Here is a 19874-nt window from a genome sequence, read left to right on the forward strand (position 1 = left end):
CTTAAGTGGTGCAGATGTACCAGCCACGACACAGAACGCAACCAACGCAAAATTAAAGCCATTGGCAAGGGGATTTTATGAGTATTGAAACACCAACCGCACTACAAAACGAAAAAGCCCAAACTGATGAGGGAATGGGCTTTTTTGAGTTTTTAGCCAGTGATTCACTTACTAAAAACATTTTCGACAATGAGCAACTAGCAAGCAATCAAACAGCCGATATTTTAACCGAATTTTTTAAACCTGAACAGTTAAGCCTAGTAACGGATAATTTAACGATTGGGGATAGTGACAAAGCAACTGCAGGCGAGTTGGCAATAAGGTTACATGATAGTAATTTTGAGCCTTCAAACCTTGCTATCATGCCAGCAGATGGCAAACCCTATTTAACCGAACCTTATAAACATGATGCCTTTATTATTGGTGACGGTAGCGAATTTATCGCAGTAAATAACTTTAATGATGCTTTGCGCTTAAAAGCCGTTTTAGGGCTTGATTCAGACAATTACACCATACTTGCAACCCTTGACGATTGGCAATTTGAACGCATGGCAAAAGCCCACGCCAAGCAAAGAACATTAACCATATTTTGCACCTATACCGAACGGCAAAAGTATAGTGATATGTTTAATGACTATCATGTTAGATTGATTGTGACCATTGAGCCTATCACCGATATGCTACTTGATTATAGGCTAGATGAGATTATCAGCGATAAGCCAAACGATACAAAGATATACCAGCTAGGGGCAATCGAATGGGCAAAGCCTGAAACGATTAGCACCGCACCCGCTACCCCTTATCCTATCCACGCATGGCAAGGCGTTTTAAGAGATGCAGTAGAAGCAATTGCTTATCATGCCCAAGTACCGCAGGCAATCGCAGGACAAGTAATTCTAGGCGCATTATCGACAATCTTACAAGGTAGCATAAACGCCCCTTATGCTGATGGCGTTAAGTTTATGCCAGTGGCTTTATTTTTACTTAGCATTTATCCAAGTGGCGAAGGCAAAACATTAGCTAACTCAATCGCCTATCAACAAATTGATTTTTACCAAGATGAGTTAGACAAACAATTTACTCAACTTAAACATGAATGGCAATTAGCCAAAGCCAGCGCAAAGCGAAGTGAACTAGAAACATTTTTATTAGAAAATCCACCACCAACCGAAAAAACGCTATATATGAGCAGTGGAACACTGCAAGGCATTTTAGACAGAATGTTAATGAACAATCTTAAAAATATTACATGGGTAACGGCAGATTGTGGGCAGTTTTTTGGCGGGCATAGTATGAAAGCCGATAATATGCTTTTTGTTATTTCATGCCTTAGTGATATATGGAGTAAAGGCGTTTTTGACCGCATATTATCGCCAAGAGCCAAGAATGCTATTGAGCAGACACGAACCAAAGGCGTTAGATTCACCGTAGATTTAGCAGGGCAAGATGAAGTAATAAGACCCGCTTTAAATGATGCTACTATGAACGGACAAGGATTTTTACCACGCTTTTTATTTACCGCGCCTGATGTGATAAATAGAGTGTATAACACACCTGAACGCATGAATAATTATTCAGATAGTGACCCTAGATTATTGAAATTTTGGGATAGATGCAGAGATTTACTTGACCCCTTGCCAAACCCTGAAAACCAACAGCCAAGCGACAATAACGCACCGCATGAGCGTATTAATATAAATTTTGCAGACCAACAAGCCCGCCAAGCCTTAGCCGATTATCAACAGTATGCGCAAGATAGAAAAGCTAAGGGCAGAGAATTGGAACATTACCCAGCGTATGCCAACCGATTAGCCGAAAATGCGAGCCGTATCGCCTCATTGATCGCATTTTTTGAAGGCAGAACCTTATTAAATGCTGATGATATCCAAAGGGCTAGTATGCTCACTGAATATTCAATTAAAGAGCGTATGCGATACACCGATACACCGCAGGCAAGTATGAATGACAGTGATAAATTGCTTAATTGGTTGGTGAGTAAGGCAGGCAACAAAAAACCGCCAATAGTCAATGAAGGCACGATAGGACAATACGCACCAAACGCACTAAGAAGGCAAAAGGATAGCTTACTTGATGACTTAGAAAGTATGGGGCTAGTGATGCGAAAGAAACAAGGTAAGCAGAAACTTGTTTATATCAATGAATACTTATTCAAGTAGTACAAAATTGCTAAGCTATGCCTCTGTGATACAGGGGCTTTTTTGCTTTAGCAAGTTTAGCAACTTTAGCAGAACTTTAGCAGGCAGTTGCTAAGCTACAAACTAGACAGGGTAAGGGATAGAACCAACTTTAGCAACTTTAGCAGGTTTTTATATAATAATTTTTACTGAATCAATTGTGCAAAGATATATCATCAAATTTGCTAACAAGAGAATACTTTAAGAAACACAAATTAACATAACTGTAACTTTATATGAATTATAGTAAGAATTTTACAAACAAAGGAGTGGTTATGAGAAAGTTATTGCTAGGTAGTGTTATTGCGTTGAGTGGCTGTGCTACGATGTATACTCCTGATACAAGGCAGCCAATGGATAAATATGAGAAAGTTGTAGATATCCCAAATGTAAAACAAGAAATGATATATGAAGGCTCAAGACAGTGGATTGCAAAAAGCTTTAATTCTGCAAATGCGGTCATTCAATATCAAGATAAGGCAACGGGTACAGTTATTGGTAAGGGAAATATGGCTTATCCTTGCGCTAGTGTTTATTGTATGTCAAGCTCAAAGCCGATGTTAAAATTCACTATGCAAGTCGATTCCAAGGACAGTAAGGCAAGAGTTTCTTTTAGCGATTTTATGGTTGATGTTCCTGAAAGCTACAACGCTTTAACAGGTAAAATGGCTGGCTATAATTACCAGATTAAATCTGATGAAGATAAAGCTAAAACAGTAGCTATATTGGATTCTACAATTAACAGTATGGTTGAAGATATTAAAAAAACTAACACCACTGATAAAAATTGGTAAGCATGATTTTTGATGGTATTTAATGATGTATTGAAACCCACTTAAGCAGTGGGTTTTTTGTTTTCAGATGCCTAAAATTTTATCAATATAAAAGCGGTAATGTGGGGATTTTCTGCACAGTGCGAACAAGCATTAATAGAGTTGGTATCATCAAAATGATTATTGTTAGTAACGCCTTTTTGGTCAACACTTCAAAGCCAGTATTATCAAGGGATTGAGCCTAAAAACACCCCAAAAAATGCTAATATTGGTCAACACCTCATTAAACACACCACCACGCCCACGGACAGCACAGGCGAGCGCATAGCGCGAATGGTGAGCGTATAGCGCAGTTACGGTCATGATGACCTTAGTTACAATAAATGATTTTTTGATGTTGGATTTATAGCATCATACGACCCAGCAAGGGGCATAGTCATTTTGACCATATCCAAAACTGAACACCACGACAGCCACCAAGCCAGCGATAACAACGCATTGGCAAAAAGTGAACAGCAAATTGAACACCTAACCGCCTATGGTTCACCTTGAAAACCGAACACCCAGCAACAGACCAAACGGCATTACATGGGGCATTGGTGAGAACCGAACGGCAAACCGAACAGCAAAGCCGAACGATAGGCGGGTATGATTGATTTTATTTATTGTAATTGGTTCACATCAGATAGGTTCACACTATAACCCCATTGTTAGGCATGACCCAAAACGCAACACCTAGCCAAACATAAAGCCAGTCATATCAAGCTTTGAGAATAGAAAGCAACACTAAACGCAACAGCAAAAAGCAACAGGTAATTACCACCCAAAGATTTTTTAGGAATCACTAGCCTAGTGAAACTTAGTTTTCTGCACAGTATGAGCAGGACTTTTTAGACATGTTAGGCAGGCAAGATTTTTCGGAAGTCAAAAGCAGGTGAAAACGCTTGTAAAACAGCCATGCAAGCATAATACACAACCACAGGCGATTATAGAACCAAGCCCGCCTATATTGAGATGATAATGGCTAGATTACGGCAAGGTTTTCTTGGAATCGGTGACGGTAAGATTACGGTAAGGAGTTGGACAAGGATAGCTATAGCAATACCATGATTTAACTTTACTTAGCTTTACTGAATACAAAATCTAAAAATGCGCCTAACCCTTGCCAGTCATTGAATAAGACCATTTTTGCATTGGTAGGTTGTAAAGAAAAAAGAAGTTTTCGGACAACTTAGAAAGTAGTTTTTGAGCACGTTAGGCGGGCATTTAATCCAGTAAGCAAAATTATTGACCACATAAGACAGATTAAAAAAGTCAAAACTCACCAAAGCCACACAGGGCAAGGCATAAGGCTATTTTTGCATTGTGGCTTGTCTATATTTTTTTCATTGGTGAAATTAAAGGGAGGTATGAACCATTTAATAAAATTTGAGTTTTGCGGACTGCTATAAAAAGATTGTACCAGTAGGAAAAACTTAGTTTTTTGACATTATAAAAAAGAGTTTTCCGCCCAGTATGAGCAGGAATTTTTGCATACGTTAGGCGAGAAAAGGCAAAAGCAGAATTTGAGCATATAGCCAAAGAAGTTTTAGCTATGGTTTAACGTGTCGCTTTTTCGATTGGTTAAAACAACAAGATTGCAACAAGATAAACCCCAAGATTACCCCAAGATTTTTTTTACCCTTGCCCATTTTCGGACAGGGGCATTTTTTAGCAGTTACAAAAAATATTTTTGTTGAGAAATAAGGGGGATTTTGAATAAATGGCTACCAAAACGGCTACCAATTTTATATTAATAACTATTAACTTTAATAGAATCAATAATTTGAGAGAATAAAAAAAACCCATTGCAGGAGGTGAGCAATGGGCTGAGGAAAAGCACAAGTAAGTGTTAAAGGTCTGAAAATTTTTGACAATAAACGCGATTTATCAAAATTGTCCAAGTACTATATTAATAAAAAATTGATAAAAAAATACGCAAGTTGATACGCTATGATTAATAAATTGGGTGCAAAATAATCAACTTTCAAGAAACCTAACAATAGCAAAATTTGCTAATAGTGAAATAATTCTTATTATTGTTGTCGGACGTTATGATAACAATAAAGGTCTAAATTTTTGACTAGCTAATTACACCCTGTTACTTTTGAAGTGTTTTCTATACAATGACATATTTAGTAAAAAATACCATAAAATCAATACGGTAAAGTGGCTTAATTGTTGAAAAATATGACAAAAACAAGCACTATTGGCAAAAAATAATGACATTGCTTTGAGAACCGTTATAATTATTTCAACTAAAATTAGCGTTACGCCGCGCCCTACAACAAGAATGAATGAAAAATCCCATGACTGATAAGCCAGTGACTGACGAGACAGCCCATCCCCCTGTTGCCTCGGGCAGTATTTTTAACTTGCCCAACAACTTGACCATTGCGCGCATCGTGATGATTCCACTGTTTGTGGCGATTGCTTATTGGCCGCCTGCGATGGGGATTGGACAGAGCGCCATTAGTGACAACGCGATTGCCAATATAGGTATGTATCAGTTTAGCGATAGCCTACTACGCCACTTTTTATTGACGGCTGTATTTATTTTGGCGGCAATTACCGATTGGTTAGATGGCTACTTTGCCCGCAAGCTCAATATGACATCGGCATTTGGGCGGTTTCTTGACCCTGTGGCGGATAAGTTGATGGTTGCTGCCGCGCTAATTATTTTGGTGCAGTGGCATCCTGATATTGTCATGGCGATTTCAGCGATTGTTATCATCTCACGGGAGATTGCCGTCTCTGCGTTGCGTGAGTGGATGGCAGAACTAGGCAATCGTACCAGCGTTGCAGTGTCATATGTGGGCAAGATGAAAACCACTTTTCAAATGGTGGCAATTACGGTGTTACTGCTCAATTGGGAGTCGCTTGAAATGACGGGATATTTATTATTATTGATTTCAGTGGTGTTGACGTTATGGTCAATGTTTATTTATCTGAAAGCGGCATGGCCCTATCTAAAACAGCCTTAATCGATAACTTTAAAAAAAGCTAATGACGTTAAAAAAATGGATTATTCTAAAAAATTGTTAGCTAAAATTTACTATAAAAAACCCCAGTTAAAAAACTGGAGTTGTATTTTTTTAAAGCCAATAATTAAAAAGTCACAGAATGGTTTTCACCCAGATTTTCTGCGGTTTTACCTTCTTGGACAGCCGCTGATACCATCTTAAACATATCCACCACCGTGTTACCGCTTAGCCAATACTGCGCACCGTTACATTCAATGCAAATCACTTGCACGTTAGGATCTTCTTTACCTTTTTCATAGAACGCCGCATAAATTGGGCTCCAAAGCTCATCTAGTTTGGCTTTGTCATTAACCAGTTTAGCCGTACCATTGATAGATACAAAGTCTTTTTGGTCGCTTGAGGTATAAGATAAGTTGACTTGTGGGTTTTTTTCCAAGTCTTTGACAGTTTCTGATTTGCGATCGCCGATGAACCAAATTTTACCATTTTCTAATTCATTTTTATTGGTGGTCATTGGGCACGCATGTAAATGTTTTTCGTCGGCAGTAATGGTGGTCATCATTGCATATTTGACGCCTTCAATCACTTTATTAATATTTTCAATATGTTGCTCTTTGGTAAGATCTGCCATGAGAATGTCCTTGTTATTATATGGTTATTATACGTCTCAAAGTTAATGCTAAAAAATTTATTGCTAACTGGTTAAAAAGTTACATTAAAACTGGGTTAAAGTCGTTAACTTGGACGATAATATCAGCTTTGGTTGTTTAAGTCTGTCGAAAAGCTGCAAATAATTGGTATAAAACCGTTAACGATGTTAGTACAAGGTAACGCAATTGAAAGGCAATTTAGAAAAAAGACGGTTGAATAACACAGTCTATCACCATCAAGACAAGTGATACGCCCGTGGGTTTAATGCTATAATAGCCGCAAATTTTCTGTTATTTTCCCAACTTTTCCCGAAGCAAGCGGAACTTTCTATGACTATCATCGCTGGACACCCATTTTTAACCGATTTTCAAACCACCAAACTGCTAAATTCCCTTAGCCAAAAAACCAATCTCAAAATCACTCACTTAAAAAGCCAGCAAGTTTATATTTTTTCTAAGGATTTGGCAGAACACGACTATAAAAAAGCGATAGATTTGCTCAATCACGGTGACGAAATCGCGCTTAATCAAGCAAGCCAAGATGACAATAAAGAGGCGCTGCAAATCATCGTCAGCCCACGTTTTGGTACGATTAGCCCTTGGGCAAGTAAAGCGACGGATATTTTTAACAATTGTGAGATAGCTATTGACCGTGTTGAGCGCTTGGTGGTGTATACGCTCATCGGCGAAAATTTGCCTGAAAAGCTACCGCATGATATCGAGATGATGTTGTACGACCGCATGACCCAAAGCCTATTTTATGACTTGGCAAAGGCTCAGCACTTATTCGATGACCACGAGCCAGCACCGCTCAACCATGTCGATGTGATGGGCAAAGGGCGTGAAGCGTTAGAGTCGGCGAACCGTGAGTTTGGGTTTGCGTTATCGAGCCAAGATATTGACTACTTGATGAATGCCTACGTCAATGAACTCAAACGCAATCCCACCGATGTTGAGCTCATGATGTTTGCCCAAGCCAACTCGGAGCATTGCCGCCACAAGATTTTTAATGCGCAATGGACGATTGATGGCGAAGTACAGCCAAAATCCCTGTTTGGCATGATTAAAAATACCTTCGAGCAAAATCCCAACGACATTTTATCCGCCTATAAAGACAATGCCGCGGTGGTAAAAGGGCATGAAGGACAGCGTTTTTATCCGCTACTAAACAGCGACAACAATCATTTAGCATACGATTTTCACCAAGAGCCGATTGATATCTTGATGAAAGTCGAAACCCACAATCACCCAACGGCGATTGCACCGTATGCAGGCGCGGCAACAGGTTCTGGCGGGGAAATCCGTGACGAGGGCGCGACAGGTCGTGGTGGTAAACCCAAAGCAGGCTTGGCAGGATTTCATGTGTCGCATTTGCAGCTGCCTGATATGCCAGAAAAATGGGAGCACAGCGGGAAAATCTCCACGGCTGACTACGGCAAGCCAGCGCGTATGGCGTCCGCATTAGAAATCATGACCCAAGCGCCGCTTGGTAGTGCGGCGTTTTCCAATGAATTTGGTCGTCCAAATCTGGTCGGTTATTTTCGCTCATTTCAATTGGATACCTCAAAAGACCAAGATGGCAGCCAAATGCGGGGCTATCACAAACCCATTATGATTGCCGGTGGTTACGGTAATATCAAACGCAATTTGGTCGAAAAAAATTCGATTCAGCAAGGCGATTTGCTGATTGTGCTAGGGGGCCCTGCCATGCAAATCGGCTTAGGCGGTGGCGCGGCAAGTTCGGTGGATAGTGGTGAGCTTGATGAAGGCTTGGACTTTGCATCAGTGCAACGTGACAATGCCGAGATGGAACGCCGCTGTCAAGAAGTCATTGACCGCTGTTGGGCGATGGCAGGAAACCAGCCAGATGAAGATAACAATCCGATTGTGTCGATTCATGACGTGGGGGCAGGTGGTTTGTCAAACGCCATGCCCGAGCTTGTGAATGACCACGAACTTGGGGCGGTGTTAAACTTGCGTAAAGTGCCGTCGCTTGAGCATGGTATGTCGCCAATGGCGATTTGGTCAAATGAAGCCCAAGAGCGTTACGTATTGGCAATCCGTCCACAGAGCCGTGAGCTATTTGATAGTATCTGTGAGCGCGAGCGTTGCCCGTATGCGATTTTGGGTGAAGCGACTGACGTGCGTGAGTTGGTGGTCAATGACCCGTTACTGAACACCAAAGGCGACCAACAACCGGTCGATATGCCCCTACAAGTGCTACTTGGTGGCACGCCAAAAATGCAGCGTAGCTTTAGCCGTAGCACGCCAGATTTGACAGCGTTAAATCTTGATAAAGTCGATTTGGCGGAAGCGGTCAAAGACGTGCTGCGTCATCCAACAGTTGCCAGTAAATCTTTCTTAATTAGCATTGGCGATCGTTCCATCACGGGTATGGTAGTGCGTGACCAATATGTTGGACGTTACCAAGTGCCAGTGGCAGACTGTGCGGTTACCGCTTCTGCCCTCCTCCCTGTCGATGGCAAACCGATGACAGGCGAGGCCATGAGTATGGGCGAGCGTACCCCAGTTGCTTTGATTAATCCTGCTGCATCTGCGCGCCTTGCGGTCGCTGAAGCCATTACCAATATCGCAGGGGCGAATATCGCCAAGCTATCAGATATCACCTTGTCGGCGAACTGGATGGCAGCCTGTGGTGAGGACAAAGAAGACCAAGCTTTGTTTGATGCGGTGTATGCCGTGGGCGAAGCGCTTTGTCCGGCACTTGGTATTGCCATTCCTGTGGGTAAAGACAGCTTGTCGATGCGGGCGAATTGGTCAGATGGGCAAGCAAACAAGTCTGTGGTGTCACCCATGTCGCTCGTTATCACTGCCTTTGCCCCTGTGCAAGATGTCAGCAAAACCTTAACCCCAGAATTGCTAACCAGCTCGGCGCTTGGCGAAACCGCTTTTTATCGCTTAGACTTATCAAAAGGTCAGTTCCGATTGGGTGGCTCAATCCTTGCCCAGACCCTAAGCCAACTGGGTGATACTTGCCCAGACCTAGATAATCCGCAAGATTTAATCAACTTTTTTGACTTTATCCAGCAAGCCAACAACCAAGGCTTAATCACCGCATATCATGACATTGGTGATGGCGGTTTGCTTGCCACCATTGCTGAGATGCAATTCACCAGTCGTCAAGGCGTGAAATTGGTGTTATCTGATGACAATTTACTCGGTCAATTGTTTGCTGAGGAACTCGGTGCGGTGATTCAAGTCAAGTCCGATAAGGTTGCCCAATTGCTTGAATTAGCCAAAACCACAGGCGTCAGCGAGTTGTTAAGCTTGGTCGGTCAAAGCACCGATGAAGACAGTTTACTCATCCAAACGGCCACGCAAAATTTACGTTTTGAGCGTAGCGAGCTTGAGCAAGAATGGAGCAAAGTCAGCTACCATATCGCCAAAAACCGTGACAATCCCGAATGCGTACAACAGGCCTTTGATTTGATTGGTGATAAATCCCATCAAGGCTTAATTGCCCAAGCCAATTATGATCTCAACCAAGCGATTGAAGCCCCATACATTAACAGTCGCACGGTGCAGCCGAAGGTGGCGGTACTACGTGAACAAGGCGTCAATGGTCAGCTAGAAATGGCGGCAGGCTTTAAACGCGCAGGGCTAGAAGCCGTCGATGTGCATATGAGTGACTTGCTTAAAGGGCGTGTCAACTTGCGTGACTTTGATGGGCTCGTGGCTTGCGGGGGCTTTAGTTATGGCGATGTGCTTGGCGCTGGCGCTGGCTGGGCAAAATCGGTACTGTTCCATGATGAACTACGCATGCAATTTGTGCGATTCTTTAACCGACCAGAAACCTTCTCGCTTGGCGTTTGTAACGGCTGTCAGATGATGAGCCAGCTTAAAGACTTGATACCAGGCGCAGAGAATTTCCCCCGTTTTATCGCCAATAAATCGGCACGGTTTGAAGCGCGCACGGTGAATGTGAAAATTGAACGTACCAAGTCGGTGCTGTTAAAAGGCATGCAAGAGAGCATTCTACCGATTGCGGTGGCACATGGCGAAGGCTTTGCAACGTTGAGCGATACCGATATCGCAGGGATGAGCGCACATGGGCAAATTGTGATGCGTTATGTGGACAGTCTCGGCACACCAACCGAGCATTATCCGCTCAATCCAAATGGCTCACCGCAAGGGGTGACAGGGATTTGTAGTACCGATGGGCGTGTGACCTTGATGATGCCACACCCAGAGCGCAATTTGATGGCATATAACCACAGCTGGAAGCCTGAAGCTTGGGACAATGACGGGGCGTGGATGCGGATGTTTAGAAATGCTCGGGCATTCTTAAGATAAAAGTTAATATAGATGATTTTTTTATAAAAGGATGGCAAAAGCTGTCCTTTTTTAATGACCCAACCTAACCCGACTAACGCAATAAAGGCTGGGTAATAAAGGCTGTCACGGTGAAAGTCTTGGCTCGGTCAAAAACTAGCAACAATTTACAAACAATACACGATAACAAAGGAAAGGTATATGTTATAATAACTTAATCCTACATAGACTAAGTTAAGTTTCATTAACAATGTTTTGTAAGCCCACACAGCTCTTATAATATATCGAGGAAAATCCCATGAATAGCAAACTTTTAGTCACTACCGCTATCACAGCGTTGTTAGCCACACAATTTGCCAATGCAGAATTGGTTATTTCGCAAAACGGTGAAACGCAAAAAGTTGGTGAAACCGCGGCTCAACCTGCAGCGGTCACAAAAGCCCCTAAAACCGCCAAAGTAGAAAAAGTTAAGCCAAGCAACAGCACCAGCTACAAACTAGACCCAAACCACGCCAATGTACGTTTTGCGATTGACCACTTCGGTACAACGACCAACCAAGGTGGTTTTTACGGCGTAACAGGTGACTTGAACTATAACCCAGCCAAAAATACAGGCAGCATCAACGTTGACATTCCTGTCAATAGTCTTGACACGGGTAACGAACATTTTACCAACCATTTAAAATCAGCTGAATTCTTTAACGCTGAAAAATACCCAACGGCTAATTTTAAATCAACCAAATTCCATTTTAAAAATGGCAAAGTAACGAAAGTTGACGGTAACTTAACACTATTGGGCAAAACCAACCCAGTTAGCTTAAAAGCCACTAAATTTAATTGCTACAACAGCCCAATGCTGAAAAATGCGCAAGTATGTGGTGGTGATTTTGAGACTACCATTGACCGCACCAAATGGGGCATGGATACCTATGTCAAAATGGGTTTTGCTAAAGACGTCAAACTCAATATCCAAGTTGAAGCGGTACAACAATAAGCTTGCTTAGCGTTACCCAAAAGCCAATGTTAACGCATTGGCTTTTTTACGTTTTTACGATAGATAATTTCACAAATGCTGAACTTTGCCAACACTCTTTGCACAGCTTGATGCAATTGATAAGTTAAAATGTTCAAACCAATGCAATTTTTAACGACTAATAATAAAGGAAAGTTCATGACAGATAAAACTAACAACTTAGGGACACTTGCCAAACTTGCAGGCATGGCAACCACTGCCATTTTGACCAAAAAAGCCTTGGCTAAAACTTTCAGCTTAGGCGCAAAAGCAGTAAGCAAAGAAATCGTCAAATCTAATTCAATCAACTATAAACTCGACCCGATGCACACCAATGTGCGATTTAGCATTGACCATTTTGGTACCTCGACCAATCATGGTGGATTTTATGGCTTGGAAGGCGACATGGTATTTGACCCCGACAATCAAACAGGGCAAATTGACCTTGATATTCCGTTGGAAAAATTGCAAACAGGTCATAAAACGTTTGATGAACACTTAAAAAGTAAAGACTTTTTTAATGCTGATAAATATCCAACTGCCCACTTTACCTCTACCAAATTTATCTTTAAAAAGGGTAAATTACACCAAATTAAAGGCAATTTAACTTTGCTCAAAAAAACTCGCCCTATTACGTTGACAGCAAGCAAATTTAACAGCTATCCAAGTCCGTTACTCATGGCATATGTGTACGGCGGTGATTTTGAAACCACGATTGACCGTACCGATTGGGGGATTGATGGTTATGTCAAAATGGGTGTGAGTAAAAAGGTGAAATTAGTCATTCAAATTGAAGCCGCTCAACAATGATTTTTTGGTAGATAATAAAGGTAATCAAAAAGATCAGCGTTGGCTGGTCTTTTTTTGCTAAGCTGATTGCAAATTTTTAACTATTCAATTTTTAGCTATTCGTTTTTTAACTATTCGATATTTAACTATTCTAAGCCGCTAAGTTGGCTTTAATAAGTCTGCGGTTTGATACAAAACCATACAGCACTATACAAAACGTAAATTTACAGTATCCGCACATAGCTTCATAATTTTCAAAAACCTAGATATCGATTTATTTAATTTATCTTTGAGGAAAACTTATGAAACCATTCAATACCACAGTAAAAAACACCTTATTGGCCGCAGCCTTGGTGGTGGGTTCTGCCAATCTGACCGGTTGTGGTTATAACGCTATGCAAGCGCAAGATGAACAAATCAACGCGTCATGGTCAGAAGTAGTCAACCAATACCAGCGCCGTGCTGACTTGATTCCAAACTTGGTGAAAGTCGTTGAGCGTTATGCCCAGCACGAACAAGCGACCTTAACCCAAGTGACACAAGCGCGCTCACAAGCAACGACTATCAATGTGAGTGCCGATGTACTCAATGACCCAGCGGCTTTCCAACGCTATCAACAAGCGCAAGATCAATTGGGCAGTGCGTTATCGCGCCTAATGGCAGTGTCAGAACGCTATCCCGACCTAAAAGCGGACAAACAATTCCAAGAGTTACAAGCACAGCTTGAAGGCACCGAAAACCGCATTACCGTGGCACGTGGTCGTTATATCCAAGATGTTCAAACTTATAATACTACCGTACGCCAATTCCCAACCAATGTCACCGCAAAAGTGTTTGGTATGCATACCCGTCCAAATTTTACCGTGGCCAATGAGGCGCAAATCTCCACTGCACCAACTGTTGATTTTGGCAATAACAATACCAATACCGCAAATGCGGGCGGTCAGCCAGTGCAAAACAATGGGAACACTGCCAATGCCGGTGGTCAGCCTGTAAATAATTCGGCTACCGCGGCAGCGAAACCTTAATTCACCATTGTTAATGTTAACTGTATAGTTAAAGTTTGAGAGTTAAGAAGATTTTTTTAAATAGTCTGCCATCAGTCGGTGGCAGGCTCATTGGATAAGATTTGCATCAATTGTCAGATTAATTTTTTAATTTTTTAAAATAGTTGTTGAATTGACTAGATCATAATAAAAAAATTGCATACTTTGAGGAAACACAGGTGTCATTGAATATTGCACAGACACAGCCCAATTTACAGCGCTCCCATAATCAGCCGCAAAAATTGTCGTCTCGCTTATTAGCGAAGCGGGTACTATTAAGTACTTTTACTGCACTGACCATGGGCATTGGGCTTGCAATGCCTATGGCTGCCGTTGCAGAAACCGCCACAGCGACAGCCAATTCCGCAACCGTTACCGCTAAGCCCACATTACAAGATCATAGTGTTGAGGACATGGTTGCGATTGCCAAAACCGCACAAACCAATGAAGCGCTCAATGATGCTGTACTCAATAATGATGCAATTAAAGAGACGTTAGGCAATGATGCGCTGCCGATACCAGGTAGCACCCAAGCAACTGGCAATCAGGCAACAGCTACCGCCAATGCCCAAACGACTACGATACCTAAAAAGTCAACCCAAGCCCCTGTCGCCGCTGATAAACTAATCCTAAATAACCCTGTCATTGATGAAGCAAAAATTCTATCTGCCAGTGATAAACAAGCGATTGAAACCAAACTGCGTAGTCTTAATGACCGCGGCTTGGCGCAAGCAGCCGTCGTCATTGTACCAACCACCAATGGCGAAGATATTTTTGACTATTCAATGAAAGTTGCTGATCGCTGGAAATTGGGCAAAAAAGACACCGATCAAGGTCTGTTGATGGTGGTTGCCGTCAATGACCGTAAAATGTACATTTTAACGGGCTATGGTCTTGAAGGTACCCTGCCTGATGCCGTGGCTAAACGGATTATTAGCGATGACATAACCCCAAGATTTAAACAAGGCGATTATGCCGGGGGTATCACAGCGGGAATTAATCGCATTGAAGAACGCTTGACGACCGATCCTGCTATTTTAAATCAAGCGGATGCCAATCGAGTCAATACCAATAGCAATGCCCAGTCAAATCAAGAGGGTGGTATACCGCTTATCTTCCTAGGCTTTTTTGGCTTTGTCGCTGGTATGATTTTGACCAGTATATTAGGGCGTTTTTTTGGTTCGATTGCTACGGCAGGTGGCATTGTAACGCTTGGTACAATCTTTGGTGCAGGGTTACTGGGCAGTATGTTTGTGGCATTTATTGTCTTTTTATTTTTGCTATTTCGTGGTGGCGGTCGTGGGGGCCGAGGCGGCAGTGGGGTTGTGTTCCTACCGGGTGGCGGCTTTGGCGGCGGTGGATTCGGTGGTGGCGGTTTTGGCGGAGGTGGATTTGGTGGCGGCGGTGGTGGCTTTGGCGGCGGCGGCGCTGGTGGCGATTGGTAATCAGTAGTCAGTAATCGGCTAGCTATTGAAACATCAGTTAAAAAATTGTGTTAACTTTATCCCTTATCATCAACTATATACTTCATTATTTTTTATGGAATTTTCATGAGCACAAATGACCCAATAACTGCAACGAATGGTGCCAACGAAGAAACCATTGCTTATACCTCACCGATGGCGACAGTGACTTCCACTGTGCCAAGTTGGGCTAGATGGTGGCGTCAAGTTGCGTTTATACCTAGCCTGCACAATCGCTGGTTAACACCTACTGCCCAACAACAGCTAAATCAAGCAATTACCGAAGCTGAGCAAGGGAATCGCGGCGAAGTGGTGCTAGTGATTGAGAATCATTTGCCTATTTCGTCCGCACGGCTACAAAACAGCCGAGACAGAGCAATCGAAGTTTTTGGGGATTATCGCGTCTGGGATACGCAGGATAATACTGGGGTGTTGGTGTATCTTAATATCTGTGAGCGGCGTCTGGAGATTGTCGCGGATAGAGGCATCAATAGCCATGTGATGCCAACCATGTGGCAAGCAATGTGCGACAAGGCTATCGAAGGTATTAAAGCCAATCGACACATTGATAGCTTGGTTGCGCTATTGGGCGATGTGGGGCAATTGCTTCGTCAATATTATCAATTAGACAATGACCCAAGCGGCAACGAAATCGCTGACAGAATGATTTTTATAAAATAGTTTTAAACTTAATTTGCATATTGCGATGATGCAATCCTACCAAAAGCAATGTCACCCATTGCTTTTTTTTATTGCTCAGCTTTTATTGCTAAACTTTTAATGCCCAACACTAAGCGGGTAAACTTCAAAATTTTGTATCAAAAATTATTGAGGATTATCTTTTTGGCGCTAAAAAATTGCGTTAAGGCTCGACAAAAGAATCGACAAATTTTGCTAGGCGAAATGATAAAATTTTACCTATAATGAAACCGACATACCGCCACTCAGGTTGTTAGACAATTAGGCAATTAGACCAGTCGTCATGTTGGCGATCAATCATTACTTATAAAAATTTTGAGGGAATCTCATGCCAACGCTCACCAATAATATTCCTGACAGTATCGGTCAATTTTATCTCGGTCAAGACGTGTACCCAGAGTGTACACAAGGTCAAGCAACCCTATATGACGCAGCTGACTTAACAACCCATGCGGTGATTATCGGGATGACAGGCTCGGGTAAGACGGGTTTGGGGATTAGCTTACTGGAAGAAGCAGCGCTGGATAATATTCCGGTGATTGCGATTGATCCCAAAGGTGACTTGGGCAATTTGGCATTGACGTTCCCAAATTTGGCAGCCAGTGACTTTGAGCCGTGGATTGATAGCGGCATGGCAAGTCAAGCAGGTATGAGTGTGGCAGAGTTTGCCAAGCAAACCGCAGACAACTGGCAACAAGGGCTTGGCAAAAGTTTTCAAACCCCTGAGCGTGTGCAAGCACTCAAAGCCGCCAATCGTGTCAGTGTCTATACCCCAGGTAGCGAGAATGGTTTACCGATTGCCCTACTTGGCAATCTCGTCCCACCGCCCGATAGTGTCAAACAAGATAGCGAAGGCTATGCTGAGTATATCGATGCGACAGTGTCGGCACTGTTGGTGCTATTAAAAGTTGATGGGGATAACCTTGCTCCAGAGCATGTGTTTTTGGCACAGCTACTTAAAAACGCCTGGGATAACAACCAAACTTTAACCTTGGTGGATTTGATTACCCAAATCCAAACGCCACCGTTTGACAAAATCGGTATCCTGCCGTTGTCACAAGTATTTGCGGATAAAGACCGTGGCGCACTGGCGATGAAGCTCAACACGCTTTTGGCATCACCGAGTTTTGCTAGCTGGCTTAAAGGCATGCCGCTGGATGCTGGCGCACTGTTTTATGATAAAAACGGCAAAGCACAAACCAGTGTGCTCAATATTGCGCATCTATCCGATGACGAACGTTTATTTTTTGTCACTTTGTTACTCACCAATTTATTGGGCTGGATGCGCCGTCAGCAAGGCACCTCAACCTTGCGGGCAATTTTGTACATGGATGAAGTGTTTGGCTATTTACCGCCGATTGGCAATCCACCGACCAAAGTATTGCTGTTGACCCTACTAAAACAAGCGCGTGCATTTGGTTTGGGGATTGTGTTATCGACCCAAAACCCAGTGGACTTGGACTACAAAGCCTTATCCAACGCGGGTACTTGGTTTATCGGACGGTTGCAGACTGCCCAAGACCGTGAACGGGTGATGGATGGCTTGCTCTCTGCCAGCGGCAGCAGTGGACTGGACAAAGCGGCGCTCAATGCGTGGTTTGATAAACTCGGTAAACGCCAATTTTTACTGCACAATGTGCATGACGCCAGTCCTGTGATTTTTAGCACCCGCTTCACGCTCAACTACTTATCAGGACCGCTTAGCAAACAAGCCATAGCACAGCTCAAAGCCAATAGCCAAGCCGCTGCCCCTAACGACCTAACGCAAGCGCAAGCCACCATGCCTGCCATCAATCCATTAGCCAGCACCATGAGGCAGCCGCCTGCCTTGCCCAAAGATGTGGGCTTGTATTATGCCCCCAAAGACATGGCGGGCGATGGGCAAACCTTCTATGAGCCTACTGCCTTTGCCTATGCGCGGGTATTTTTTAATGACAAAAAATCAGGTGCCCAAAGTCAGCAGCAGCTATTATTAACCACAGCATTTGGTGAGCCGCCGTTGGTGGTAGATTGGCATCAAGCGATTTTAAGTGATTTGACCTTTGAGCAGTTACAATCGGCTCCGCATCAACCTGCTGTGCTCAAACAACTGCCTACCCAAGCGCTCGACAAGGCATCATGGAAAGCTTGGGAGAAAGCGGTGAAAGAAGCCATCCGTCAGCAGCAAGTGTTAAACCTGTGGTATGTCGATAGTTTAAAGCTGTATAGCGAAGTGGCAGAGAGCGAAGAAGCCTTCCGCAATCGGCTCATCGTACCGCTACATGAACAGCGTGATATCGCCATTGCCCAGCTGCGTGATAGCTTTGCTAAAAAACAAGACGCGCTAGCCAAAAAACTGCAAGCCGCCAATGAAAAATACCAACAACAAGCCGCTGAGTCGAGCAAAGGATGGCTTGATGCAGGGGTTAGTATTGGTTCTGCGGTCTTAGGCGCGTTTATGGGGCGCAAGGCGTTGTCACAGACCAATATCAATAACGTCAAACGTGCCATTAACTCGGTGGGCGATATCAATGCCAACAAACAAACCATTGCAGAGCTTGATGCGATTCGTCAGCAGCTGCAGCAGGAGTTAGACAGCATTGGGCAGCAGTTACAAAGCCAAATCGACAGCTTAGCAACCACGTATGATGCCCAGTCAATAGCACTTGATATTGTACAGATTGCCCCAGCAGCGAAGGATATCACGGTTTTGTTGGTCGGCGTGTTGTATCAGCCGCTATAAACAGACGCAATGTAAACCTTTTGATCCTATCAAATTTCGCGGAATGCGGTATGACCTTAACGTCTGAATACGAACAGCAAGCCCAATATTTTCTTGCCAACATCTATGCCAGTGGCAATGGCGTCGCTGCCGATGCTGACAAAGCAAGCGCTTGGCTAAAGCAATCTGGCAAACATGGTTATGCTGCAGCACTCAATGAATTACACCCATCTGTGTCAGAGACTGCCGATGCCCACAATGCCTATCATTAGACTTAGGTCATCATACCTAGGTGGTTTCCTTGATGGCTTTTGATAGCCTATTTTTGTTATCCCGTCTTTCTTATCGAATCTATCTTATTCAGCCTTTCATTGATGGCTTTTTAACAGCCATTGCTTTATTTTTCGCCAACTGCACCAATTATAATGCCTATGCGCCAAATGTAGCCAAAATGAGATACGCTGCGCCTAGGATGCGTTCACGAATTTGTAGGATGATTGAGCTATAATGACAACACATTAAAAGGAAAATGCATGACACCCGTAGATATTATTACTAGTAAAGAAATGAGCGATATTGCACAAATTGTCAAACTTCATGATATTGATGTTCCCTTAGTCGCTGTGTATTGCGGCTCTCGCAAAGGCAATGACCCTGTCTATGTCCAATCGGCGCATGAGTTGGGTAGGGGGTTGGTTGAAGCGGGGTTAGGTCTGGTGTATGGCGGTGCGGTGATTGGCTGTATGGGCGCGGTTGCCGATGGTGTAATTGAAAAAAACGGCATTGCCGTGGGCGTGATTCCTGAATTTATGATGGATAGAGAAGTGGCGCATGGTGGGCTGACGCGTCTGCATTTGACCGATACCATGCATACCCGTAAAGCCATCATGGCAGAGTACGCCAGTGCCTTTATCACCTTGCCAGGTGGGCTTGGCACCCTTGAGGAAATCATGGAAATTGCCACTTGGCGACAGCTATATCAACATGAAAAACCGATGATTATTCTCAATATCAATGGTTTTTATGACAAATTGGTTGAGCATCTACAATTTACCGCTGAGCAAGGTTTTATGAAACCAGAAGATTTACAGCGATTAATCGTTTGTAATACTGTCGCAGAAGCCATTGAACTACTCAAACCGATTGTTAACATGCCGGACACGCTGAATGTGAATAAAATCTAACCTTGTTAGCGACAAAAAAAAGACCTCAGTTAAAGGTCTTTTTTTG

The 19874-nt window shown here is 43.1% G+C and carries 13 protein-coding genes; 12 read left to right on the forward strand and 1 reads right to left on the reverse strand.

Annotated features, from left to right (window positions below; all coding sequences use genetic code 11):
- Window positions 1–77: 77 nt before the first annotated feature.
- From ACAM37_RS00635 to pgsA, 3 genes are all read left to right on the forward strand, one after another.
- The gene (locus ACAM37_RS00635) at window positions 78–2177 is read left to right on the forward strand and encodes a DUF3987 domain-containing protein (RefSeq protein WP_369626298.1); all 2100 of its coding nucleotides are present in this window, start codon (window positions 78–80) and stop codon (window positions 2175–2177) included.
- Window positions 2178–2470: 293 nt separating this feature from the next.
- Window positions 2471–2989, forward strand: coding sequence for a DUF4468 domain-containing protein (locus ACAM37_RS00640; protein ID WP_369626299.1), 519 nt, complete (start codon window positions 2471–2473; stop codon window positions 2987–2989).
- Window positions 2990–5316: 2327 nt separating this feature from the next.
- Window positions 5317–5991: a CDP-diacylglycerol--glycerol-3-phosphate 3-phosphatidyltransferase gene (pgsA, locus tag ACAM37_RS00645; protein WP_099807450.1), complete on the forward strand. Its 675-nt coding sequence runs from the start codon at window positions 5317–5319 to the stop codon at window positions 5989–5991.
- Between the two features lie 124 nt (window positions 5992–6115).
- Here the strand turns inward: pgsA and ACAM37_RS00650 are convergent, their stop codons facing one another.
- A complete protein-coding gene (locus tag ACAM37_RS00650; protein WP_050325211.1) occupies window positions 6116–6622 on the reverse strand; it encodes a pyridoxamine 5'-phosphate oxidase family protein in 507 nt (168 codons plus the stop codon).
- A gap of 349 nt (window positions 6623–6971) precedes the next feature.
- Here ACAM37_RS00650 and purL point away from each other — a divergent pair, with 349 nt between their 5' ends.
- The 9 genes from purL (at window position 6972) to ACAM37_RS00695 (ending at window position 19828) form a co-directional block, all read left to right on the forward strand.
- Window positions 6972–10955: a phosphoribosylformylglycinamidine synthase gene (gene purL / locus ACAM37_RS00655; protein ID WP_369626300.1), complete on the forward strand. Its 3984-nt coding sequence runs from the start codon at window positions 6972–6974 to the stop codon at window positions 10953–10955.
- A 277-nt stretch (window positions 10956–11232) separates the two neighbouring features.
- On the forward strand, window positions 11233–11928 hold the full coding sequence (locus tag ACAM37_RS00660; protein WP_368892372.1) for a YceI family protein: 696 nt from the start codon (window positions 11233–11235) through the stop codon (window positions 11926–11928).
- Between the two features lie 177 nt (window positions 11929–12105).
- Window positions 12106–12756: a YceI family protein gene (locus ACAM37_RS00665; protein WP_286130664.1), complete on the forward strand. Its 651-nt coding sequence runs from the start codon at window positions 12106–12108 to the stop codon at window positions 12754–12756.
- Between the two features lie 281 nt (window positions 12757–13037).
- Complete coding sequence (locus ACAM37_RS00670) at window positions 13038–13763, forward strand: LemA family protein (RefSeq protein WP_144918639.1); 726 nt, start codon at window positions 13038–13040, stop codon at window positions 13761–13763.
- A 197-nt stretch (window positions 13764–13960) separates the two neighbouring features.
- Complete coding sequence (locus ACAM37_RS00675; protein WP_369626301.1) at window positions 13961–15226, forward strand: TPM domain-containing protein; 1266 nt, start codon at window positions 13961–13963, stop codon at window positions 15224–15226.
- 105 nt (window positions 15227–15331) lie between these two features.
- The gene (locus ACAM37_RS00680) at window positions 15332–15925 is read left to right on the forward strand and encodes a TPM domain-containing protein (RefSeq protein ID WP_369626302.1); all 594 of its coding nucleotides are present in this window, start codon (window positions 15332–15334) and stop codon (window positions 15923–15925) included.
- A 346-nt stretch (window positions 15926–16271) separates the two neighbouring features.
- Window positions 16272–18665 (forward strand): ATP-binding protein, encoded by a 2394-nt coding sequence (locus tag ACAM37_RS00685; RefSeq protein WP_369626303.1) that lies wholly within the window; start codon window positions 16272–16274, stop codon window positions 18663–18665.
- 50 nt (window positions 18666–18715) lie between these two features.
- Window positions 18716–18916 carry an SEL1-like repeat protein gene (locus tag ACAM37_RS00690; RefSeq protein ID WP_099807455.1) on the forward strand — a complete coding sequence of 67 codons (201 nt, stop codon included), beginning with the start codon at window positions 18716–18718 and terminating at the stop codon, window positions 18914–18916.
- A gap of 261 nt (window positions 18917–19177) precedes the next feature.
- A complete protein-coding gene (locus ACAM37_RS00695) occupies window positions 19178–19828 on the forward strand; it encodes an LOG family protein (RefSeq protein ID WP_472826316.1) in 651 nt (216 codons plus the stop codon).
- Window positions 19829–19874: the final 46 nt, after the last annotated feature.

Origin of the sequence: Moraxella sp. K23 (assembly GCF_041154765.1) — a bacterium.
GTDB classification, from domain to species: Bacteria; Pseudomonadota; Gammaproteobacteria; order Pseudomonadales; family Moraxellaceae; genus Faucicola; species Faucicola tetraodonis.